The 23,552-nt window shown below is 44.8% G+C and carries 20 protein-coding genes and 1 riboswitch; of the genes, 17 read left to right on the plus strand and 3 right to left on the minus strand.

Annotation, left to right across the window (positions count from 1 at the left end; all coding sequences use genetic code 11):
* The first annotated feature begins 1 nt into the window (after window position 1).
* Together NST34_RS10205 and NST34_RS10210 are read left to right on the plus strand one after the other, a co-directional pair.
* Window positions 2-766 carry a pseudouridine synthase gene (locus tag NST34_RS10205; RefSeq protein WP_341127679.1) on the plus strand — a complete coding sequence of 255 codons (765 nt, stop codon included), beginning with the start codon at window positions 2-4 and terminating at the stop codon, window positions 764-766.
* A 273-nt stretch (window positions 767-1,039) separates the two neighbouring features.
* Entirely contained in the window at window positions 1,040-1,840 is an 801-nt protein-coding gene (locus NST34_RS10210; RefSeq protein ID WP_341127680.1) for a Cof-type HAD-IIB family hydrolase, read from the plus strand.
* A 153-nt stretch (window positions 1,841-1,993) separates the two neighbouring features.
* On the opposite strand, the gene NST34_RS10215 is transcribed toward NST34_RS10210, so the two are convergent.
* The gene (locus tag NST34_RS10215) at window positions 1,994-3,607 is read right to left on the minus strand and encodes a DUF4179 domain-containing protein (protein WP_341061994.1); all 1,614 of its coding nucleotides are present in this window, start codon (window positions 3,605-3,607) and stop codon (window positions 1,994-1,996) included.
* Window positions 3,591-4,109 (minus strand): RNA polymerase sigma factor, encoded by a 519-nt coding sequence (locus tag NST34_RS10220; RefSeq protein ID WP_076298534.1) that lies wholly within the window; start codon window positions 4,107-4,109, stop codon window positions 3,591-3,593. The genes NST34_RS10215 and NST34_RS10220 overlap by 17 nt, the downstream gene beginning before the upstream one ends.
* Before the next feature lie 204 nt (window positions 4,110-4,313).
* A riboswitch (cyclic di-GMP riboswitch) is annotated at window positions 4,314-4,405 on the plus strand.
* 117 nt (window positions 4,406-4,522) lie between these two features.
* Here NST34_RS10220 and NST34_RS10225 point away from each other — a divergent pair.
* The gene (locus tag NST34_RS10225) at window positions 4,523-5,371 is read left to right on the plus strand and encodes a DUF6612 family protein (RefSeq protein WP_341127681.1); all 849 of its coding nucleotides are present in this window, start codon (window positions 4,523-4,525) and stop codon (window positions 5,369-5,371) included.
* Between the two features lie 81 nt (window positions 5,372-5,452).
* Here NST34_RS10225 and NST34_RS10230 read toward each other — a convergent pair whose 3' ends face one another.
* Window positions 5,453-6,469, minus strand: coding sequence for a CapA family protein (locus NST34_RS10230; protein ID WP_341127682.1), 1,017 nt, complete (start codon window positions 6,467-6,469; stop codon window positions 5,453-5,455).
* A gap of 269 nt (window positions 6,470-6,738) precedes the next feature.
* Between NST34_RS10230 and NST34_RS10235 the strand changes: the two genes are divergently transcribed.
* The 14 genes from NST34_RS10235 (at window position 6,739) to NST34_RS10300 (ending at window position 23,552) form a co-directional block, all read left to right on the plus strand.
* The gene (locus NST34_RS10235; protein ID WP_341127683.1) at window positions 6,739-7,977 is read left to right on the plus strand and encodes an FprA family A-type flavoprotein; all 1,239 of its coding nucleotides are present in this window, start codon (window positions 6,739-6,741) and stop codon (window positions 7,975-7,977) included.
* A 16-nt stretch (window positions 7,978-7,993) separates the two neighbouring features.
* The gene (locus tag NST34_RS10240) at window positions 7,994-9,208 is read left to right on the plus strand and encodes an NAD(P)/FAD-dependent oxidoreductase (protein ID WP_341127684.1); all 1,215 of its coding nucleotides are present in this window, start codon (window positions 7,994-7,996) and stop codon (window positions 9,206-9,208) included.
* Between the two features lie 28 nt (window positions 9,209-9,236).
* Entirely contained in the window at window positions 9,237-9,419 is a 183-nt protein-coding gene (rd, locus tag NST34_RS10245; RefSeq protein WP_076130123.1) for a rubredoxin, read from the plus strand.
* Window positions 9,420-9,466: 47 nt separating this feature from the next.
* A complete protein-coding gene (locus NST34_RS10250) occupies window positions 9,467-10,177 on the plus strand; it encodes a Crp/Fnr family transcriptional regulator (RefSeq protein WP_341127685.1) in 711 nt (236 codons plus the stop codon).
* 223 nt (window positions 10,178-10,400) lie between these two features.
* On the plus strand, window positions 10,401-10,607 hold the full coding sequence (locus NST34_RS10255; protein ID WP_060624355.1) for a tautomerase family protein: 207 nt from the start codon (window positions 10,401-10,403) through the stop codon (window positions 10,605-10,607).
* Window positions 10,597-11,553 (plus strand): ABC transporter permease, encoded by a 957-nt coding sequence (locus NST34_RS10260; RefSeq protein WP_076298530.1) that lies wholly within the window; start codon window positions 10,597-10,599, stop codon window positions 11,551-11,553. The genes NST34_RS10255 and NST34_RS10260 overlap by 11 nt, the downstream gene beginning before the upstream one ends.
* A gap of 21 nt (window positions 11,554-11,574) precedes the next feature.
* Window positions 11,575-12,459: a carbohydrate ABC transporter permease gene (locus NST34_RS10265; RefSeq protein ID WP_143759319.1), complete on the plus strand. Its 885-nt coding sequence runs from the start codon at window positions 11,575-11,577 to the stop codon at window positions 12,457-12,459.
* 64 nt (window positions 12,460-12,523) lie between these two features.
* Window positions 12,524-13,555, plus strand: a complete 1,032-nt coding sequence (locus tag NST34_RS10270) for a response regulator transcription factor (protein ID WP_076283151.1) — start codon at window positions 12,524-12,526, stop codon at window positions 13,553-13,555.
* Window positions 13,555-15,351 carry a sensor histidine kinase gene (locus NST34_RS10275; protein ID WP_076283150.1) on the plus strand — a complete coding sequence of 599 codons (1,797 nt, stop codon included), beginning with the start codon at window positions 13,555-13,557 and terminating at the stop codon, window positions 15,349-15,351. Before NST34_RS10270 ends, NST34_RS10275 begins: the two co-directional genes overlap by 1 nt.
* 47 nt (window positions 15,352-15,398) lie before the next feature.
* On the plus strand, window positions 15,399-16,160 hold the full coding sequence (locus NST34_RS10280) for an SDR family NAD(P)-dependent oxidoreductase (RefSeq protein WP_076283149.1): 762 nt from the start codon (window positions 15,399-15,401) through the stop codon (window positions 16,158-16,160).
* Window positions 16,157-18,235 carry a heparinase II/III domain-containing protein gene (locus tag NST34_RS10285; RefSeq protein WP_341127686.1) on the plus strand — a complete coding sequence of 693 codons (2,079 nt, stop codon included), beginning with the start codon at window positions 16,157-16,159 and terminating at the stop codon, window positions 18,233-18,235. The genes NST34_RS10280 and NST34_RS10285 overlap by 4 nt, the downstream gene beginning before the upstream one ends.
* Before the next feature lie 2 nt (window positions 18,236-18,237).
* Entirely contained in the window at window positions 18,238-20,532 is a 2,295-nt protein-coding gene (locus NST34_RS10290; RefSeq protein WP_341127687.1) for a DUF4962 domain-containing protein, read from the plus strand.
* Between the two features lie 57 nt (window positions 20,533-20,589).
* Window positions 20,590-22,146 (plus strand): extracellular solute-binding protein, encoded by a 1,557-nt coding sequence (locus NST34_RS10295; protein ID WP_076283146.1) that lies wholly within the window; start codon window positions 20,590-20,592, stop codon window positions 22,144-22,146.
* Window positions 22,147-22,376: 230 nt separating this feature from the next.
* Window positions 22,377-23,552 (plus strand): serine hydrolase domain-containing protein, encoded by a 1,176-nt coding sequence (locus tag NST34_RS10300; protein WP_341127688.1) that lies wholly within the window; start codon window positions 22,377-22,379, stop codon window positions 23,550-23,552.

The raw sequence follows: 23,552 nt of genomic DNA on the forward strand, positions 1-23,552 counted from the left end.
AATGAGCCAATCAGGTAAGCCCGCCAAAAAACAACGATTAGATAAAGTGTTGTCCCATATTGGAGTGGGGTCGCGCAGTGATATCCGTAAACAAGCTAAACAAGGCTTAATATTGGTGAACGGGACCGTGGTAAAAGATAGTGGGTTCCATGTGGATCCTTATGCCGATAAAATAGAGGTAGGGGGAGAGGGTGTTACCTACCGTGAATTCATATATCTTATGATGAACAAACCCCCGGGTGTCCTGTCAGCTACGGAGGACAAGTGGGATCGGACGGTTTTGGATCTTTTAAAGCACGAATATGCACAGTTTGAACCGTTTCCTGTAGGAAGGCTAGATAAGGATACTGTGGGACTGCTGCTGATCACTAATGATGGAAAGCTTGCCCATGAATTGCTGTCGCCACGTAAGCATGTCCCGAAAACGTACGAGGCAACCATCGAGGGCGATGTAGACGCGGATGATGTCGCGGCTTTTGCAGCAGGGGTGGAGCTGGAAGATGGCTACGTTACTTTACCTGCACACTTAACCATTCTTGGAAGAGAGCGCGGCAGCAAAGTGATTTCCCATATTTCACTTATCATCACTGAGGGGAAATTTCATCAGGTGAAGCGTATGTTTCAGGCGGTAGGCAAAAAAGTCACTTTTCTGAAACGTGTATCTATGGGAGAATTGAAGCTGGATGAAAGTCTGCCGCTTGGAGCTTGTCGGGAACTGACGTTAGAGGAACTGGCACTCTTAGGCGCAGATGGGTCAGAAGGATAGTAGAGAAAATGATATATAAATTGATATATATATATTGAATTTGGAAACTTGGGATAAGAGAAGGGAGAGACGGAGGGGAATTTTGGAACTGTAAGAGCGATAGCGACCGCCTTTGTTTCCGGATTTCATCCGCTTTTAAACGGTATAAATTAAGAAATCTGGAAACAACAGCGGCTGGAAGTCCAAACATTCACCATAGTTGCGACTGACACTTAACACAAAAAGCCTCAAGTTCAATTATATATAGAAAAAGAAAGACAAGGATGGTGGAGTATGAGATACAAACTGATTGCACTAGATGTGGACGGTACGCTATTAAATGATGATCACCACTTAAGCTCTGAGAATAAGGAAGCTATTGCTGAGGTTACACGTCTTGGCGGTCAAATCGTATTGTGTACGGGACGCAGTCCACAGAACTCGATTCCTTTCATGGAGGAAATGGGGCTGACTGGTTACGTGCTTGGTCACAATGGAGCAGCGACGGTACGAGTGGAAGATCGAGAAGTGCTGCACCAATATGGTATGGATGCACGTGGTCTTGACCCCTATATTGACTATTGCCGTAAGCACAATATTCATTATGATGTGAATACTGCTTTTGATATGTATGTTGATAATGTAGAGAATCTGACTAAAGAAGCTAATTATATGTATGAGCACTTCCGTATTGTGCCAGCGACGCTGCCCGCATGGGAAGATTTCCGTGAACCGGTTGTTAAGTTTACTGTATTTACACAGCCAGAAATCCTTGACGAAGCTGAACGTAAATGGCGTACTTGGGCTCCTGAGTACAATATTTTGCGGAGTGGTGAATTTTTCGTTGATTTGATGCATCCCGAATCTTCTAAGGGAAACGCATTAAGAAATCTCGCTGTGAAGTTGGGAATTCCGCAAGAAGAAGTCCTCTCAATCGGTAATTATTTTAATGATATTTCTATGCTTACCTATGCGGGGATGGGCGTGGCGATGGATAATTCTCCTGTAGAGGTAAAAGCGGCAGCGAATGCTGTTACGGGTTCGAACAATGAGCATGGTGTGCGTGATGCGCTCGTTAAATATTGTTTATCCTAATAATGGAAAGCATAAGGCGGACTTGAGTCCGTTCTATGCTTTTTTTGTTATGAAGGAAATAAAAGAGATACATAACAGAATTGATTCTATCCAAAAAATAACCCGCCCTTAGGATTAACTAAAAAGGGCGGGACAATAGATTAACTTCCTGTATTAAAGTTTAATTTCCTCGTTCCGGCTAGGAGCGCTATATTTATAGATACCAGGGTTCAGTTCGATTTTTTCGTCGAAAGGAATATCTTTGTAGCTATCAATATTAGTTCCTGTAGATATCATGCCCTTAGGTGTAATTTCAGGCACCACTTCTTTGCCATTAATCCGTAACGTAGTTTGGTTAACGCTTTTGAAGTGAGGAGATTTGGATGATGATTCAACAATCAAATTTTCGCCTTCAGTATAGTACGTGAATTCAATGTCTAATCCATCGACATCAAGTGAAGTGAACTGTTTTTCTTCTTTAGGTTTGTTTATTGTGATCCAATTCTTACTGGTATCACGTTTCTCAATGACAGCATCCTTTAATATAAGTTTCATTGGAACATCGGACCAGTTGTTATACCATTCCGGAGATTCAAATTGAAATAAATGCTGGTAGCTTTCGGAATGATCTCCTTTCAAATTCCAACCCCCAGTGATTGTTTTATCACCTATAACCAACTGAGCGGTATTATAGTGGACAATTCCTTTTTTAAGCGAATCATTTTCATCTATTAGAATTTGGATATCCAAAGGGGTAACCACTAGCTGATCTAAGGTTATACCGGTCTTTTCTTGAAATTCAGGACTGTTATACAGTTTCTTAGTGTAAATCGCCTCACTTGCTTTTTGTCCATCTGCTTTAAAATCGAACTTCCATGTACCTGAAATACGTTTCGCTTCTTCAATGTAACTAAAATGAAGACTAGCTTCCTTCCAATCTGATTCAGTTATATTGAAAACCTGTTCAATAAATAAATCCGATCCTTCGTTAGGCATGATGGTTGGAATTGCCTCATTCTCTTGACCTGCAGTACTAACTACCAAATGTGGGTTACCCCGTCCTAAGTCAGATGGTGATGCAGCGACTTTGTAACGGATAATGGTTTGATTGGAAACATGTCGAACGGATTCGATTTGAATGCTTGGATATTGCTTAACTCCAGTATCGATTGTATCCCCTGCTTGATGATTAGATTGTAAGGGAATATTCTGATTACGGTAAAAAATGAGATTCCGTGCTTCAAACTTGTAGTCCTTTTTATCATCCTTTAATGTATCAGGTGTCTCATATACTCCAATGAGTTTCTGGCTTTCAGGATCGTATTCTAAATAACCGTATACCTTTGCCTTGGCACCGGATTCACTAGTCATGGTGTTTTCCTCTGTAGCAAATCCAGTATATTGGGATAGATCAGATTTAGTATCAAGTGATAACAGCATTTTCATTTTTTCTCCGTCAGTTACAACACCGTTCAAATTCATTGTTACTCCTGAACTGGAAGCTTGAAGATTATACTGTTGACCGATGCCGTTATTTAATGCATTGCTCACACTTCGCCCACCAATTTTATCCCAATTAATCGTCATACTAGCGAATACAGGAATGGCGACAAGTAAGAGGCAAGAGAAGACGATGCTGATAGGAACAACCTTTTTATTAGGCCTAGGAGTATTCTGGGAGGCATTCAGATTTCTTTGACGTTTATATGCTTCTTGTTCAATGGTAGTCCACATCAAATCATAATCCGGTCGGGGAATATGTCTATCTTTTTCAATATACAGATTCATTACTACTCAGCTCCTTTAGTTGAGTTCCACCCATTCTATTTAGTATTTTAAGTCCCTTGTTCAGTCTGGATTTTACAGTTCCTTCGGGTATGCTCATAACTTTAGAGATCTCGGGTACAGTCAATTCGTTTATAAAACGAAGGACTACTACCATTCTGATTTTGTCGGGAAGCTGACTGTATAACCCTTGTAATTCTTTTTTAGTTTCCTGTCGATCCAACCGTTTTTCTACAGGGTTTGATTCCTCAGACCTGGATAGTAAATAATTACGTACTTCTTTCATCCACCCCGTCTTACGCCTTTTAATCACACTGTGGCACTCATTCGAAGCAATTCGTAAAATCCAAGATTTCAAGTTTCTTACCTTAGACTTATCCGCTAAGATAACCTTTACAAATACCTCTTGGCAAATATCCTCTGCATCTGCCTGATTTTTCATTAAGTAGTAACAAAAATAATATACTTGTTCTTTATAGAGCTCGAAAATTTCTCGGTCACACATTTTGCTGCACCCCCTGTCTTTGCTGTTCTCATTAATAAGACTTATAAGCGTATGTAATCGTTCATTTTTCATTTTGAGTGAAGTATTTCTTCTGAGCATCATAGCGAATTTGAATGGAAGATAAGTCGTTTACAGGTAATTATAACCATGATAAAATTAGCGGTGGGACATGCGTCCGTAAGCTAATTAAAACTAATTGAATGTCCGCGTTAAAGGTAAAATCATCGAAAGATGATGACACAAAGCCATGGGTCTAAAGCCTTTCTACAGAAGGAAATGATCGCCAGGCCGCCATAGGGATGTCTTATGAAGCATAAAGGATAGCTCTAAGAATATGTAGTCTATTTTGAGCTCTTTTATTATTTCGACCTATACGGCGTTACATTATCGCAAGGGGCCGAAAGGGGAAGTACATGAACAGTTTTTTCAAAACAATAGGCACTAGTTTGGCAGTAGGTGCTTTATTGCTGTCCGGAACGATCGGATGGATGTCTAATCCTGAAGTCGTGTCTGCAGCTACCACAACAGCAGTAACCGCGGATCAAATGATTAGCAAAGTAACGGCGGCCTCTAAAGCAATAAAGAATTTTCACTTAGATGTGATCAAAAAACAGGATATTCAGAGCGGTGGGGTACGTATCAGCAACACTAACACACTGAAGCTGGATATTAATCGACTGCCGAATTTTGCTGCAGCTGGCACCGTTGATAGTAGTCTTTTAGAAACATCGTACAGTCTATATGCCAATGACAAGGAGTTTTACTATCTTGTAGACGGAAGTGAACTGATCGATGAATCTGAAGATGAAGGTTACGACGATGACGGCGAGCCAATCGATCCCGATGCACAGTATTGGATTGCACTGGAGAAGATGGAGTGGGATTCTTTTTACTCCAAAGGTCAATACGATCCTGTTTCCATGCTTGATTCGGTTAAAAATTATAAAAAATCTATGAAAGTCAGCACTGCTGGCGCACAGACTGTCCTGCAGTTCACGGTAACTGATCCGACAGCAGCTAAGGGAATAATCAAACTCTATGACCAGGAGAACCTCTGGGATGGAGAGACTGTTCAACCTAAAAGCGTAACTTGGAAATTATTCGTCAATACTAAGACCTGGCAAACGGAAAAGCTGACAGTCGATCTGAGTTATGTACTGACAAGTGACGGAGAAAAAGATACATACAACACGAAAATCGAAGCTAAATATTCCAAGAATAACAAAGGTACAACCATTGTAAAACCGGCCGAACTAGAATAATAAGGTCGATTTCATATTGAGCAAAAAGCGCTGTTCTGTAGAACAGCGCTTTTTGCTGTATTCTCTATTTTAATAACGTTTCTATTCCTTCTTTAAGATTGTTGTCGTATGTTTCAACATTCGATTCATGAGATTTCGCCGCTCTGTTTTTATGTCGGTGGCGCTTCTCTTTAATGCGTCGCGGATGGGGATGATCTCTGTAATTTTCCTGCCGCTTTTTATTCTTCGATCTACACAAGTCGGGATGTAACCTACGTTAGTTATACTCGTGTTTCCTTTTTCATCCTTCTTTATTTTAAGCGTAAGTATGATACCGCTTTGTGTATAAGGAATATTCATTAATTTAGTAGAAACAAAATTCCCCAATGAGTAAATAACGAATTGTTTTTTTCCACGAAGCGCTAACGGTTGAAGAACATGTGGGTGAGACCCCAGTATGATGTCGGCGCCATTTTTAAAGAAGAGATTGACCAGCTCTTTTTGCCTCTTGTTTGGAGTGTAACGATATTCGCTTCCGAAATGCAGATAAAGCAAGACTAGATCGACTTTCTTTTTTAAATCTCGAATCTCCCGAATGATCTTGGGCGTAGATATCCGGTTAACCAGCCATGGCTTACTCACTGGTATAGGAATTCGGTTGGTTCCTGCTGTGTAGGAGAGGATGCCAATCGTAATTCCTTTGACGTTTTTAATAAGCGTTCTCTTGGATTCTTCTAATGATTTAGCTGTTCCCGTGTGGTCGATTCCATTACGGTCCAGAACTCGTAACGTCCGAACCAGACCCGGGGCACCATAATCCATGCAATGATTGTTGGCCGTTACTAATACGTCGAATCCGGCTTCCTTAAGTGCAGGGGCCAGTTCGTCTGGACATTTGAATATCGGACCGCCTGATCGTGGGCTTTTCCGGCATTCGGGGCCACTTCCAGCAAAGGTGGTTTCGAGATTGCCAATCGTCAAATCAGCCTGTTTCAGATAAGGAGCTACTTTTGCAAACAGGGGGCTGAACGAATAGGTTCCATCAGGCTGTTTAGCATCCGAAATAATATAACGTTTGACCATTAGATCTCCCACAGCAGCTATTTGTATTTCAGTCATGGATATCCACCTTTTTATTATTTTCATTAGGATATGGCATAAAGTTGTTATGGGTTATTCTTTCTTTAAGGCGAAGTGCAAACATTTGTGTGGCTTTTTATTTAAAATGTGACCCAACGCATAATCACTTTATTTAGATCGTCTAAATTAAAGGTATTCATTTTTTTCAAACTTTCATAATTTGATTCAAATCCTCTTTTTTGTTTGGCAGCCATAATAAAATATGGTTGTTGATAAACATTATCAATCAAACATTGGAGGTTATAGAAATGAGTACACAATTCAAGAAAATCGCCGAGGATATTTACTGGATAGGCAAAATTGATAACCGTCATGTTCCTTTTCATCGCCTGATTCTGGCAAAAGGAACTACCTATAATTCTTATTTATTAAAAACAGGTAAACCAACTGTCATTGATACCGTAGATATGGAATTCGGACGTGAATATGCCGAGTGTCTGGGTGAAATGATTGATCTTCTAGATATCCATTACATTGTAATTAATCATACAGAGCCTGATCACTCTGGTGGACTGGCAGCTCTCGCTGCCAAGGCTGCAAATGCCACGATCGTATGCACCGAGATTGCTGTTCCCGAATTGCAGGAAATGTACAAGCTTCATAGCCGGAACTTCCTGGTGGTTAAAGACGGAGATAAGCTGGATATTGGCGGGAAAACGCTGCTGTTTAAAGAAACACCGTATCTCCATACCGCAGAAACGATGATCACCTATTGTATCGAAGATCAAATCTTATTTCCTTGTGATATTTTCAGCACGCATGTTGCGGTGGAGAATCTATTCAGCGATGAAGCCGGGTTTGATATTACGGAAGATTTCCAGGGCTATTACGCAGCAATTATTCATCCTCACAGAAGATATGTAAGAACCCTGTTAGAGGCTGTTAAGGATCTTGAGATCCGGATGATCGCTCCTTCCCATGGGTTTGTGATCCGGAAGGACATACGTAAATATATCGGGATGTACGCCACATTGAGCCGTGAAACGACGCAAGGAAAAAAGGCAACCATCGTATATACCACCATCAAAAACAGTACCAAGAAGATGGCCAAAATCATACAGGATTGCTTGCAGGAAAATAATATAGAGACAGAGGTCTGGGATGCAGATAAAAGTAGTGCCACTGATATTCTGAACAGCATAACGTCAGCGGACGCGGTCTTTATTGGCAGCTCCACTAAATACGCGGACATGATTGGGAACCTGGAGAACATTTTGAAAGAATTGCACAATATGAATCTGGAAGGTAAACTTGCTGCAGCCTTTGGCTCCTACGGCTGGAGTGGTGAAGCCATTGAAGTCATTCAGGATTATCTGAATGGAACAAACATGACGGTGCAAAGCACATCTGAGGTTATTAAAACCACGGGGATGACACATGTAGAGTTCCCTGTACGAATCAGATTTTCCCCGAAAGAGCCTGAGAAAGTTCAAAAAATTAAAAATGCGGCTGAATTTGTTTCGGATTTGCTGCTGAGTTCATTTTAGGGAGGAGGAACATAGGATGACAAAACATTACGTTATTGTTGGCGGAGGAGTAGCCGCCGTCCATGCCGCCAAAGCCATCCGTGATCAAGACGCAGAATCGGAAATTTCGATCCTCGGGGAGGAAAGTCAACTGCCCTATAACCGGATTAAGCTGACCAAAGGGCTGTTTACCGACCTGCACAGTGAGAAGGTGCTGATTAAAAAGGAAAAATGGTACCGCGATAACCGTATCTCCGTAAAAACCTCGACCCGAATCCGTTCTGTCCACCCGGACCGGCAAATAGTTGTGACAGAAGATGGGCAGAGTGTTTCTTATCATAAGCTTTTATTGTGTATGGGAGCGAAGAATCGTGCACTCTCCCTTGAGGGCTTCGCCCTGAACAATGTTCATACCCTCCGGGATATGAACGACGCGGACAGATTGAAAGAAAACCTGCAGGATGGCAGCCATGTAGCCGTAATCGGTGGGGGAGTGCAGGGAATCGAAACCGCTTGGGCGCTGCATGAAGCTGGATATCAGGTAACGGTGATCGAAGCTTTTCACCGGTTGATGGGCAGGCAGCTTGATGAGAAATCCTCACAGCTCCTTAAAGAGAACCTTGAACAAGCAGGTGTGAAGGTTATTCTTCGAGCTGATGTAGCGTCTATAACAGGAACTGAGTATGTTACCGGAATTACGCTGCACGACCAATCTCATTTTTCCTGTGACCATGTAGTCTACTCTATTGGTATTGTACCGAATACGAAACTGGTAAGTGGCTCGAATATTCAAGTCCGGCAGGGCATTATCGTAAATGAACAAATGCAAACAAATGATCCGCATGTGTATGCAGCCGGAGATGTGGCTGAAATTAACGGGCATGTGGAAGGACTGTGGGGCGGAGCGATTGAGCAGGGCAGGATTGCCGGCAGTAATATGGTCGCCAATCTGACGGCGTATCGTAGAGCTGTTCCGGTTACCTTGTTTACCGCCTTTGGTATCTCTTTATTTTCGATAGGCAACGTGGATGAACAGTGTTGCGGTACGGCGGTAAGCGGAGATGACAATGGGGCGTATACGCGTATCTATGTGAAAGATAACACAATGATCGGTGCGATATCCTGGCAAGGTGCAGCTGCTTCTCTTGGGTATAAAACCGCTGTAGAGTATGGCATCTCCCTTGAGGGGATCGATGTTAACGGGAGTAGCATCGAGGAGATCATGGCTGAAGTACAAACCAGGTTGAACTAAACTATTAACTTTTTAGGAGATGATAAAGATGAAAAAATACATTTGTCTACCCTGTGGTTATATCTATGATCCGGCATTAGGCGATCCCGATGAGGATGTTGTTGCAGGCACTGCATTTGAAGATTTGCCTGAAGATTGGGTCTGTCCGGTATGCGGTGAAGATACCAGTCATTTTGCGCCGGTTGAAGATAAAAAAACTTCTGTATCCTAAAGGAAAGTAGGAGTTGTACAAAAAAATGAACAACAGGGGGGACAGTTATGAAGGAGTATTCTTGCCAATACGCTGCTGAACCTTGTACCCGCAAGGTGCCTATTTTTGCTGCGTTAAGCGATGACGATCTCTCCCGGATCAGCACTATGATCAAGCATCGTAAGTTTACTAAAGGTCAACCTTTAATTCTGGAAGGGGCGCCGTCAGATACGCTGTACATTATTCAGCGAGGGCATGTTAAATTATCCAAAACAACTCCTGAGGGCAAGGAACAAATTTTGCACATCTTGACGAATGGAGACTTTTTCGGGGAACTGAGCATTTTTAACAGCGATGAGCTGAGTAACTTCAGTGCTTATGCTCTGAAATACACTAACATTTGCATGCTGACCCGAACGGATATGGAGCAGCTGATGAGGGATAATCCGGATATTTCGCTCAGACTACTGAAGAGTGTGACCAAAAGACTAGCCCATACGGAAAATCTGGCGCAAAGCCTGGCGACCAAAGATCCCGAAATACGAATTGCTTATATGATCATGGAACTCAGCGACAAATATGGTAAGCAGCGTGGCACTCATATTCATATTGACCTTCCGTTGTCTCGTGAAGAGCTGGCCAGTTATGTTGGGGTCACCCGCGAAACTATTAGCAGAAAATTCTCAAGGTTTGAAGATTCAGGTCTTATTGAGCTAATCGGAAACAAGCAAATGCTCATTATAGATCCAGCGGGTTTGGAAAGTTATATGGGGTATTAAAATAGTAATTAAAAATCTAAAATGATAAAGCGGCATTTCTACCATAGATTACGGTAGAGATGCTGCTTTTTTTAGGGGCTCGCTTGAATTCCAGCTCGATTATTACTGGATATACCCTAAAGAAAACACAAGCTTACTCATAGAAAATCCATATTGCAAGCGCTTTATTGCAGGTAGAATGAGGTTAGATTCAATCACTATTCGAGGAAATGGAGGAAAGCTGATGCCACATATTGAGATTAGGATGTACGAAGGCCGAACGAGTGAGCAGAAGGAGGAGATCGTTACTGTATTCACACGGGAGTTATCCCGAATTATTGAACGGGAGGAACGGTTTATTACCGTCGAATTTCAAGAAATTCCCTTAGATGAGAATGCTCCAGCGAACCTGCTGAAAAAAGGACCTATAGGAAACGGTTATGAAGGCTAAGTTAACCGGGATTGACCTTATTAACTACAAAGCCGACACGAGAAGGTCACTGCTCTCAAACATGTGGAAATTCAGAGCACTCTATGTGATCGCGATTCCCGGGATCTTGTATTTTATCATTTTCAAGTACTTGCCGTTGGCCGGTTCAGTGATTGCGTTTCAGAACTACAACATTTTTAAAGGCTTTACAGGTAGTGAATGGGTAGGGCTTGAGCACTTTAGGACGATGTTTCAATACCAGGATTTCGGAAGAATCTTAAGCAATACGATTCTGCTAGGCTTGTATGATCTCATATTTGCCTTCCCGGCTCCAATATTGCTTGCGCTTCTGCTGAATGAAATCCGTCTTGTGTTTTACAAACGGTTTTTGCAAACGGTGGTTTATATGCCCCATTTCCTGTCCTGGGTAATTGTGAGCGGTATCGCCTTGGGTATCCTCTCCCCAGGAACAGGGATTGTGAATCAGGTTTTACAAGCCTTCGGCTTCGAACCGATTTATTTTCTTGGTGAAAATTCATATATTCGCACGATTTTGATCAGTTCCGGCATTTGGAGGGATTCCGGGTACGGTACGATCATTTATCTGGCCGCGCTGGCAGGAATAAATCCAGATCTGTATGAGGCTGCTGAAGTGGACGGAGCCGGGCGCTGGAAACAAACCTTAGCCATTACACTTCCATCACTGATACCGACGATTATGATTTTGTTCCTTCTCCATATCGGGAGATTTCTTGATCTTGGCTTCGAGCGGGTATGGGTATTCCTGAACGCGCTTAATACTGGGAACGGGGAGATTCTGGACACTTATATCTATAAGGCGGGGCTGCTGTCTCAGCAATACAGTTATACAACAGCAGTGGGGCTATTCAAGTCGGTAGTTGGACTCATTCTGGTGCTCATCGGCAACATTTTGAGCAAAAAAACAACCGGTGAATCGCTGTATTAATCGCTCTTTATGGAGGTAGGGATGATGAGAGTACGCTATACTCGCGGCCAGAATCTATTTAATGTGTTCAATCTATTGTTTCTAACCGCTCTCGCTTTGGCTATGTTTCTGCCGTTTCTGAATGTGATTGCCCAGTCCTTTAGCAGCTCTGAAGCAATTATTAATGGCAGGGTAGGCTTGCTGCCAAAGGACTTTACGGCGATCAATTATCAGTACGTTTTCAGCGATCATTCCATTTGGCGGGCGTTCGGTGTCTCCGTCTATATTACGGTGCTGGGCACCGCTATCAATCTGATTGCGACAGCGTCTCTCGCTTATCCGGTGTCACGGCCGGAATTCGTAGGACGCAAATATATTGTCATGATGGTATTGTTCACTATGGTATTCAGTGCCCCTCTTATTCCAAACTTTATCCTGATCAAAAATTTGGGTCTTATGAACTCCCTTTGGGCACTTATGATTCCGGGCGCCATCAGCGCTTTTAACTTTTTCGTGATGAGAAGTTTCTTCATGCAGCTACCTCAGGAGCTGATAGATTCCTCCAGAATCGATGGGTGTGGTGAGCTGCGGATCATTGTCAATATGGTACTGCCATTATCCAAACCGGTAATGGCCTCATTGGGGATTTTCTACGCCGTAGGGCACTGGAATACGTACATGAGCGCTCTGTATTATATCAACAAGCCTTCTTTATGGCCTCTGCAGGTGATGTTGAAGAAGCTCTTCGAGACGGACGATATCAGCATTGATCCGGCTTCCTCAGTTTATAGTTCTTTGGCCCACACCTCACCTGAGGGCATTAAAATGGCTGTTATCATTGTCGCTACTATTCCGATTATCATGATTTATCCGTTTCTTCAACGCCATTTTGTTAAAGGAATGATGGTCGGATCCGTCAAATCCTGATCTAATATAGTGTGGTAGAATAGGAACGCGTTAAGCGAGACGAATCGGAAGGTGGTATCCATGGATGAGATGTGTATTAATCGTAGACGACGAGCCCATGATTCGAAAGGGACTGTCTATCATGATCCAGCAATGCAGCGAGCATCCGTATAATATCAAACTTGCTCAGAATGGCGAAGAGGCAATTCAGCTCATTATGGAGGAACAGCCGGATTTTCTTTTTACAGATATCCGCATGCCCAAAGTCGACGGACTGGAGTTATGCCGGCGGTTGTCGGAGATGGAAACGGATATTCAAACCGTTGTTATCTCAGGTTACGGTGATTTTGAATACGCCCGCCAATGTGTGTCTTATGGAGTGAAAGAATATCTCCTGAAGCCCGTGAGCAAAGTGAACCTTCAAAATGTGATCGCCAAACTGGAAGCGTATAGAAAGAAGCTGGAGAGTTTTGTTTCTGTCGCTAAGATTGATGAATGGGTCATGCGTATGGATGATGCCATCTGGACCTTGGATAAAGAGAGGTTGTACCTTGTACTTCAGGAATGGGAAACTGACTTCCTCCAGCGCAAGATGAGCCGAAGTCAGCAAAAAGAGCTTTTGGAAGAGGGCTACGCCTTGCTCGTGAAGAAGCTCCTTGTCAATTCGGTCATACCCGGTAAAAGCGTGTTAGACTTGTCCGCAGCAGCTGGACCTGAACAGTTATTCCACTGCTTCGCAGAAGCGTCAGCAACTATATTGGAAGAACTCCGTAGAAAGCGCAAGGGCAAAGCGAAGGATCCGATAGAGGAAGCTAAAGCATTCATCGAAAAGCATCTCGCCCAGGAAGTATCGCTCGAGGAGGTGGCGGAAGTACTTGGTCTAAATGCCTCTTACTTCAGCCAGATGTTTAAACACTCGACGGGAGAGACCTTTGTACATTACCGCATCAAACGTAGGATGGAGAAGGCCAAAAGGTTGCTTGCCGATGCAAGCTTTCGGATAACCGATATTTCCTATGAGGTCGGGTATGCAGACCATCCCCATTTTACGAAGACATTTAAGAAGTTTACCGGGCTGGCTCCTTCTGAGTATCGCAACCAGCTGGGGATAGATTGATGAGAAAAAGTCTGTCGAACAAGTTGTTTGCCTCCTTTTTGACCGTTATTCTTCTTTCCTTGTCCATGGTTGGATTTATCTCCTATTTTCAGGCTTCGGCTGAGCTGGATAAATCTTCAGAGAAGTCCATTGCCCAAGTCATCCGAAGCGCGTCCTATCAAACGGATTTGTATTTGCAAAATTATGAAAAGGCTAGCGACTCCATCCTGTCTTACAATCAAGTCAAAGAGTTCCTGGATATGGACCCGGAGAATAGCTACTCCTACTATCAATATACGAATGATATTCAGAAGTATTTGTTTCGGTCTTTGTTTATTCTGTATCCCCAGATTAATCTGATATACGTTATCGGTGAACATGGCAAGGCCATTAGCGATGATAACTCAAATCAAGCGCATAGCCTGAAGTTTCATCCGCAGGAACGTTACCGCTTCTTAAGCGAGCATACGCCGGAGAGCGGCCGCATCACCATTCTCAACACGAATGTGATGAATGAAGGGGATAAGAACATTATTACGATGGTCCGCCGGATCAGAGGACTCGCTTCCTATCGCCCGAAAGGTATAGTAGCCATTGAATTTAAGGCAGAGGATCTGGCCCGCATATGGGAGCCTCTTGATCTGGGACAGGGCGGGTCCTATTTTATCATGGACGAATTCGGCAAGCTCCTATATCGGGCAGAAGGAAACAAAAACTATTCTGAGTTATCTGCTGAGCACATTCAGAACGTATTTCAACACCCAAATGATTCTGTCGTGGAAAAGGTAGACGGGAAAGAGTATTTGTTCGTGTCGAGAAAATCCGATTATTCCAATTGGCAGCTTGTAGTATCCATACCGGTTGGCGAGCTACGCAAGCCTATTTCTACCATTCGAACGACCACACTGGTGGTGGGAGCTCTTACGCTTGTTGGCACACTATTGCTTGCCATCTGGTTCGGACGATCCATCACGAAGCCGATCCTGATTCTTAAGGAAGGGATGAGGGAGACGGAAAAAGGCAGGTGGCGCAGGCTTGAGATGAACGGCCGTCAGGATGAGTTGGGGGGATTGATGCGCAGCTACAATCTCATGGTGACCCGGTTGTCTGAAATGATTGAGCGGGTATACGAAGCGGAGCTTACCACCCAGAAGGAGGCTCTGGAGCGTCATCAGGCTGAATTCCAAGCACTCCAGCTGCAGATTAATCCACACTATCTATATAACACTTTAGAGACTATTAAATGCTACGCGGTCGTTCAGGATTCGGATGAAATTACAGAAATAGTGGAAGCTATGGCATTTATGCTGCGCTACTCTATCCAAACCAACCTTGAGGAGATCAGGATTGCCAATGAGCTTAATCATGTTCTGAGCTACATGACGATTCTCAAACACCGGATCGGCAGGGAGTTCGAAATCGACGTTGTGATTCCACCGACGCTGCTACTGGCTAAGATGGTCAGGCTGACACTTCAGCCCTTGATCGAAAATATTTTTCAGCATGCGTTTCCTGAGGGAATTGAAGACAGGCATTATATTCGAATTGACGCCAGAATTGAGGGAGATCGGTTTCTAGTTTTCATAGAGGATAACGGAGCAGGGATGTCCCATGAGCGGCTTGTTAAACTTCGTGAGAAGCTGAATCTGAATCAGCTGGCGGATACGGAAGGAGACTCCCTCTATCATACCGGTGGGATCGGGCTCATGAATGTGCACCGGAGAATTCAAATGGTGTTCGGTGAACAATACGGATTAAGCGTCGAAAGCGTGGAGAATGAAGGTACTCGGTTGATCTTATCCATGCCTGCGGAGTGAGAAAATAGATGTGTTCAGACAAGACTATTACTAGGAGGAAATTAGCAATGAAAATTGACTTAACGGGTAAAATTGCGCTTGTTACAGGGTCCAATGCAGGGATAGGCCGGCAAATCTTGCAGACCTTGGCTGCTTCCGGCGCAAAAGTAGTTGTAAACTATTTGCTTGGTTCTGCGGAGGAGACGGTCGAAGGAATCCGTCAGGCCGGAGGAGAAGCTTATGCTTTTCAGGCAGACGCAACAAGTCCAGCCCAACTGGACAATATGGTGAAGGAAATAGAGGAGCATTTTGGCGGAACCATCGATATCCTCGTCAACAATGCGGGCGGTATGATCAATCGGGTCCCCAATACTGAAATGAACGAAGAACATTACAATAAGGTAATGGACGTCAATTTTAAATCATGCGTGTTTGCCTGCAAAGCTGTAGCAGCGGGAATGATTGCCAAGAAAAGCGGAAAAATCATTAATGTATCTTCCCTCGCGGCTCATGACGGCGGCGGACCGGGGGCTTCCGTTTATGCAGCAGGTAAAGCTGCAGTATGGTCTTATACCAAGGGACTTGCCAAAGAGCTGAGTCCTCACGGAATTAATGTAAACGCTATCTCTCCCGGATTTATCGGTCAGACCGCTTTCCATGCCACCTTTACCGCGGATGCGGCAAGACAGGCGACGATTGCGAAGATTCCGCTGGGCCGGGAAGGTGTCCCACAGGATGTGGGCAATGTGGCACTCTTCCTCGCTTCAGAGCTGTCGGATTATCTGACAGGCGAAATTATTGAAATTAATGGAGGCTTGTTCATGCGATGATGAACCTTAAGGAGAAAGCAGATACTTTTTCCTGGGTTGGTCTCGAGGTGGATAAATTGAAAATGGAGCTGGAACCCTTCTGGAAAGAAGAGATTCTGCTCCCGACAGAACCCGGTGGTTGGTGGCACCAATATGTGTGTCCCCAGCATCATACTGAGCTAATCTTCGATGCTATGGAGCGCAATGCGGTTGTCTTTGCTTGTCCGAAGGGCTGCAAGCTGGAAGGTGAACCCTACCGGGGAGCATGGTTGGTATACCGGCATCAGGCGATGGCGCGATATGCACTGCATGCTGCCGCGGTATTCGCCGCAGACGGGGAAGACTTCTATAGCGGCTTAGCCCAGAAGATTCTTGTCGGATATGCAGAGCAGTTCCCCTTGTATCCAGTACATCCCGATGCTCAACCCTGGATGCTCAGTGGCCGTGCCTTTCATCAGGCGCTGACAGAGGCTATCTGGTCCACCACGCTTATTCGGGCCTATCTGCTGCTTGTGGATCATGGAGTAACGTTCACTGGGGAGGAAGAGGTAAAGCTGCAAGTGTTCTTCTCGATGCTGGAGGAGAGTATGGAGCAATACCGCCACATCCTCATTTACGAGAATAAGAATGCAGAGAACAATTATACCGCATGGCTGAACGCTAGCCTGGCTTGTGTATATGCCGCCAAAGGTACCAGAGAAAAGCTTGCTTCTTTGCTGGAGGGAGAAGGCGGATTTTATCATCATCTGTCCATTGGCGTGAAGCCAGATGGTTTTGAATTTGAAGGCAGCACGTACTACCATATTTTTGTATTGCGGGCTTATCTCATAGCAGCCGAGATGTACGGGCGCTTCGGGGTTGACCTCTATGCTGCCAAAGGAGATCAGGGACAATCCATCCGTGGCATGTTTCAGTTGCTGGTAGAGCTTAGCGGCGATAACGGGGAGCTTCCAGCCGTGCATGATGGTCCTTATGCGCGCGTTCCTTTCGCCCGAGAAATTGCTGAAGTATTTGAAATAGGAAGTGGGGTATACACAGAGCTTAACCTCCAGCCAATACTGGCGAATGCTTATAGATATCTATACGGGCAGAGAGAACGAATTGGTCTGGAGGCGGTGCTGTACGGAGTAGGTGAGAGTAGGGAGCTTCAATCCACTTATACGGTGAGGGACTCTGTCCTACTGCCGGATTCTGGCTTCGCCATGCTCCGCCACCCGGACAATCCACTGTCCGTTCTGGCGGATTTCGGAGAGCATGGCGGATCACATGGGCATTTTGACAAGCTTCATATCACGATTATGCACCGATGGGGGGAGGTTGCTCCCGAGCTGGGTATGGTTCCTTATGGATCTGTTTTGCGCAAGGAATGGTATTCCGAAACCGCGAGCCATAACACGGTCACCATCGGAGGCTGCTCCCAAGCTCCACATACCGGAAGCTGCTGTCAATTCCGCCAGGAAGGCAACGCTACGTACTTATGGATTCGCTCAGACGGCGCCTATGAAGGAGCTGTTCTAGACCGGCATCTTGTTTTGGCCGACGGTTGGCTGCTGGATTGGTTTCATGTTGAGCAGGTGACGGAGCGGAGTCAGGAAGTAGACTTATGGTTTCATCCGACGGGACATTTGCTGTTACCGTTCGACCCTCACCGTGTCCAGAAGGATTCTCCGACAGTCCTTGGACTGGAAGCGGGTTATGGCTCAGTAGAAGTACTGTCCGCAATGAAAAATGAGACGGAATGTACGTTAAATACGGAGTGGAATATCCGTTATGATGGAGTGAGCACCGGCCGGGAGTATGAACTATCCACGAGTACTCTACTGGCGCCCAGCTCCACTATGTATGAAATCCGCACACCGGGTAATGCCGAAGATCCGAGTAGATTGCTAAGAGGCATTATGCTTCGGCACAAAGGTCCGTCGGTTGAATTTATTACGGTTTATCGGGACGGTCACGAACCTGCTGTACTGAAGCTAGTGAGTCAGGTGGGCGAACCGCCCCGAATCCAGATAGCAACAACTGGGCAAGTAGTGGTCTATTGCCTTGACCCTAAAGAGGGACTGATTCTGGAAGAGTCCCGGAATACGGAGGAGTAGAGATGTTAGAACCTTTATTTCAACCTACCAGCGGCGTACTCGACCTGTCATATGGGCCAGATGAAAATACAGATGTTGGAGAGAATCCTCCACGGTTTACTTGGATGCCTGCATGTCTGGAAGAGAGTATGTATGAGCTGCAGATCTCCTCAAACACTGGATTTGAGTCTGAAGGTACGTTGACCTACAGTAGAATTCCCTATAATTTGTTTACCCCGGATAAGCCGTTGGCGCCCGGCTCGTATTATTGGCGATACAGTCTTATCGGGGAGAATGATATCAGATCCGAGTGGAGTAAAGTAAGAGCTTTTGTGGTGGAGGATGAATTGCCGCTAACGCCACTGCCTTCCCGAACAGAACGATATTCAACTGCTTCCGCCAACCATCCGCGGCTTTGGCTTCAAGCGGAGCAACTTCCGTCTTACCGGGAAGTTGTCCGCCAAGACTCCATTTCAACTGGCTGGGATGACTTCCTGAAGCATTCCGTTCTACCCTGGACAGAGCGCGATCTTATTCCAGAACCTGCACCGTATCCAGATAATAAGCGTGTCGCCAAACTATGGCGGCAGATGTATATGGACTGCCAGGAAGTTTTCTATGCTGTCCGGCATCTTGCTATAGCTGGAGTTGTGTTGGAAGACGAGTCGCTTATCGCCAAAGCTAAAGAGTGGCTGCTTCATGCTGCTAGCTGGAACACGGATGGTACCACCAGCCGGGATTACAATGATGAATGCTCCTTTCGCATAGCCGGAGCGTTGGCATGGGGCTATGATTGGCTTCACGGCTCTCTTACGGAAGAAGAACGCCTTAAGGTAAGGCAGGCGCTACTGCGAAGAACCGGGCAGATCGCATTCCATGTCATCGAACGTTCCCGAATCCATCAAGTTCCTTATGACAGCCATGCGATCCGCTCTTTATCCTCTGTACTCGTCCCCTGTTGTATTTCCATGTTGGGTGAGGAGGAGAAGGCGCAGGAATGGCTTGATTATACGCTGGAGTACTTCTCCGCCATGTATACCCCATGGGGTGGCAAAGACGGCGGGTGGGCGGAAGGTCCGATGTATTGGACCACTCAGATGGCGTTCGTTACGGAGGCGCTCAATTTAATTCGCAAATACATGGCAATCAATTTCTATGACCGTCCTTTCTTTCGCAAAACCGGTGATTTTCCGCTCTATTGCTTCAGTCCTGATACCGTGAGGGCCAGCTTCGGCGATCAATCGTCGCTGGGAGATCCGGTCAATCTCAAGACGGGCTTCAATATCCGCCAATTTGCCGGTTTAACCGGAAATAGGCAGTACCAGTGGTATTTTGAGCAAACTAAGGAACTGAACCCTGATACCCAGATGATCTTCTATAACTACGGCTGGTGGGATTTCCGGTTCGATGAGATGGTTTATCGCACGGATTATCCGCAGATTTCTTCAGAGCCACCGGTGGCTGCAGAACCTCTGAAGTGGTTTCAGGATGTGGGATGGGTGGCTATGCATCATCGGATGGAGGATCCGCAGGAACATATCATGCTGTTGACCAAGAGCAGCCGTTACGGCTCTGTGAGCCATAGCCATGGGGATCAAAACGCCTTCCTGCTGCATGCCTTCGGCGAGCCCTTGGCTATTGAAAGCGGTTATTACGTTGCATTCAACAGTACGATGCATATGCAGTGGCGCAGGCAGACCCACTCCAAGAACGCAATTCTTATTGACGGCAAAGGCCAATATGCTGGCACGGACAAGTCGAAGAACATGGCAGCCTACGGCAAGGTGTTGAAGGCGTACAGTACGCCCGGAATCAACTACACGCAAATGGATGCCACCGAAGCCTACCGCGAGAATGTACCCTATATCAAGCGGTATGTGCGGGAAATATTCTTCTTTGATAGCGCTTACTTTGTTATCACAGATAGTGTCGAGCTGGAACGTCCGGGAAAATTGGATTGGCTATTTCATACGCTGTATCCCATGAAGTTGAAGGATCAATCCTTTAAAGTAAATGGTAAAAAAGCTCAAATGGAGGGCAGATTTGTCTATAGTTCCTCGGGAGAAATGGCACTTAGTCAAAGCAATCAATTTACAGATGTAGATCCGAAAGAATGGGAAGGGCTGCCCGAGCATTGGCATTTGACTGCCTCTACCCAAGAGGCTGTAAGTCATCGGATCGTCACTCTTCTGATTCCACAAAAATCAGGAAGCCGGGATTACGTATCGTACTTTATGGACGATCAGGACCATGGGGTTCATGTCTACTTTACGAATCAGGGAATTACCCACCGGGTTGAGATCCCAAAAGCTTATTAGTCTTAACATATCTTCATTTTACGTATACACCCCATTGTACAAGGAGAGGGTTATATTATGAAAAAATGGATTGGCATCTGTCTGGCTATCGTAATGGGTGCTACCGTTATTGCAGGTTGCTCGAACAAGGACAAAGAAGAGACTGCCGGAGGCGCATCAAATACGCCGCAGAAAACTGAATTCTCGATCTCGATGCGGACGCTGGCTTTTAACTATGTTGAGAAATCACCCGACTTGAATAAGGACAAATGGGTGAAAAAGCTGGAGGAGATGACAAACACAGACTTGGATATTGTGTTGGTTCCTCATAAAGAGTTCGAGCAGAAAATGGTGCAGATGTTCGCTACTAATGATATACCGGATGTCGTTCAAGGCTCGGGCGGCGTAAATGGCAAGGAGATGGCTGGTTCTGTTGAAGCTGGTGTGTTCATGCCCTTGGATGATCTGCTGCAGCAAAACGGCCAGAACCTTTTGAAAGTAATCCCAAAGGAAGCTTGGGAGAACGTCACCTATCAAGGAAAAATTTATGCAATACCGGAGTTTCTGTCCAATCCTTCCCGCCGGGCGACTTGGATTCGCAAGGACCTGCTGGATCAAACCGGCTTGCAGGTTCCAAAAACGGTCGATGAGTACTTGACTGTGTTGCGTGCCTTCAAAAAGCTGGGGATAGAGAACCCGTACATGGGCCGTCAAGACTTCAAATATGCGGATGCTTTCTTTGGCGCTTATGATGTTTTTCCGTATCTGACTATGTTCGAGGAAGTAAACGGCCAGGTTCAGCCGAAGTTTATGGATAGCGAAAATATGATGAAGGCGTTACAAACCTACAACACCATGTATACAGAGGGTTTGATCAACAAGGAATTTGCCACCATTAACCCGACCAACTACAAAAATGCGATCCTCTCAGGCAAAGCCGGTATGTGGACGATGAATGCAAACGAACTTCTACAATGGGAGCAGCAATTGAAGGCTTCAACGCCATCCGCCAAGCTGGAGATTATTGCTTCGCCAGTTGGACCTGACGGAAAAGGGGGTTCCTATTTGTACGGCTCCGCTACGCGCACCTACTTTATCAAAGAGGGGACGAAGAATGCTGCGGATATTGTGAAATTTTTTGACTGGATGCTGAGTGAAGAGGCAGAAACCTTCTTTACCTTTGGGATCAAGGATGAAACCTATAAGGAAGAGAACGGCAAAATCGTATACACTTCTCCTACGGATTCCGTTGCTGTAGATGAGGAGCGTTACCGTCAGTCTTTCCTCTGGTTGGTGCAGGATACTACGTATAACAAGGGTGCCCTTAATACGACAGAAGAAGGCAGAAGCTTGATCAATGTATATGATACTATTCTGGCTAATGAAGGCCGTGATGGAATTCAATTCGACCCGCGGCTTGATGCCTTGGTGAAGAATCCAGACATTGCACCTAACTCGGACACTGCTCCTCCGGTGCTGCTGACGCATATGGTAAAGATGGTATATGGGAAGGAGCCTATCAGCGACTGGCCGAAGGTTGTAGAAGAGTGGCTTTCCAAAGGCGGCAACGATGTCATCAAAGAAGCTACAGAAAAGTATAATAACAAAGTAGGCGTTACCATGCCACGCAGATAAATTTACCTTCCTGAGGAGCTGACGGTTAAACCGGGCTCCTCTTAAGGTTATAGAAGACGCAAACCATACATATTGAAGTGAGATCAGTATAGAATAGTTAAATATAAAGTTGACCTTCCAGTTCGTTAGATTTTGTTGTAACAATAGTACTGAAAAGGTATTATTAATAAGCAATATATTACATTTTTGAGAATTGACATGGCTTTTCATAGAATACTAGAGGAGTGTGAATGATGTTATCAACTACAGAGCTTAGCAAGCTGCACGAAGCGAATTATAGGGAGGACCGTTTAGAGGCACTTAATCATTTTTATGAGGATCTCTGTAATAAGAAAGTAGCAGATGGCTATATTTATTCTCTTAGTCGTTATGGAAAAATATTTGCTAATGGAGCGGGGGGACGCTTCAGTTACGAAGAAGATAGCGACCAAGAATTAAAAACGGATACAATTTTTCGAATCGCTTCTATTACCAAGCTGTTTACGGCAATAGCGATCTGGCAGCTGGCAGATGATGGCAAAATTTTTATGGGACAACCAGTTAGTTCTATTCTTCCGGAGTTTGATGCCGATCCTTTTAAGCCGATTACAATTGCTCATTTACTGACTCATACCTCCGGCATCGCACCTGATCATGGCACTATAAGTGATACCTACTATAAAAGTGCATGGTGGTATATTTATGAATCAGAGCTTGGAAAAGAAAACTGGATTAAAGCTGGACTTTCCTATGGCATTCGTTTTCCGGTAGGGACTCAATGGATGTATTCATCGTTCGGATACGTGGTTCTTGGTGCAATTATTGAGAAAATAACAGGTGTTTTTGCAGAAGATTACATAATGGACAACATTGTAAAACCGTTAGGCATGACAGATACTTTCTTTGATATACCGCCTGAGAAAGCTGGTAGGATCGCTATTCGTTCGGAAGAAGCCAAGGAATATCTTCTGAAGCTGCAAAACGGGGAAATTACGGATGAAGAACAAAGGTCTGAGGAAGAAATCAAGACTCCCGGAACTGGTGGGGGACTGTATTCAACCGTTAATGATCTACAAAAGTTCGGAATCATGCTGCTTAACCATGGGGAATACGAAGGTGGTCATATCTTAAGTCGGATGGCTGTTCAGAGAATGACCAAGCGGTTCAATTCTGAAAAACTTCCAAACTACGCATGGGGAGATGGAGGAGCGGATAGACCATATGGTCTTGGGCCAGACCTTCGATATAATGAAAGTACATCTTATTCTGAAGGCACTTTTTTTCACGAAGGATGGGGGTCTTGTTCTTTGGTCGTTGATCCGGTAGAAAAGCTGATTGCCGTTTGGTATATCCCTTTTCATAAAAATATATGGGACGGTAGAGGGATTTTCGGTACAAACAATGTGATCTGGTCCGGACTCGAATAA

Source organism: Paenibacillus sp. FSL H7-0714 (assembly GCF_038003765.1).
In the GTDB taxonomy this organism is placed as follows: domain Bacteria; phylum Bacillota; class Bacilli; order Paenibacillales; family Paenibacillaceae; genus Paenibacillus_AQ.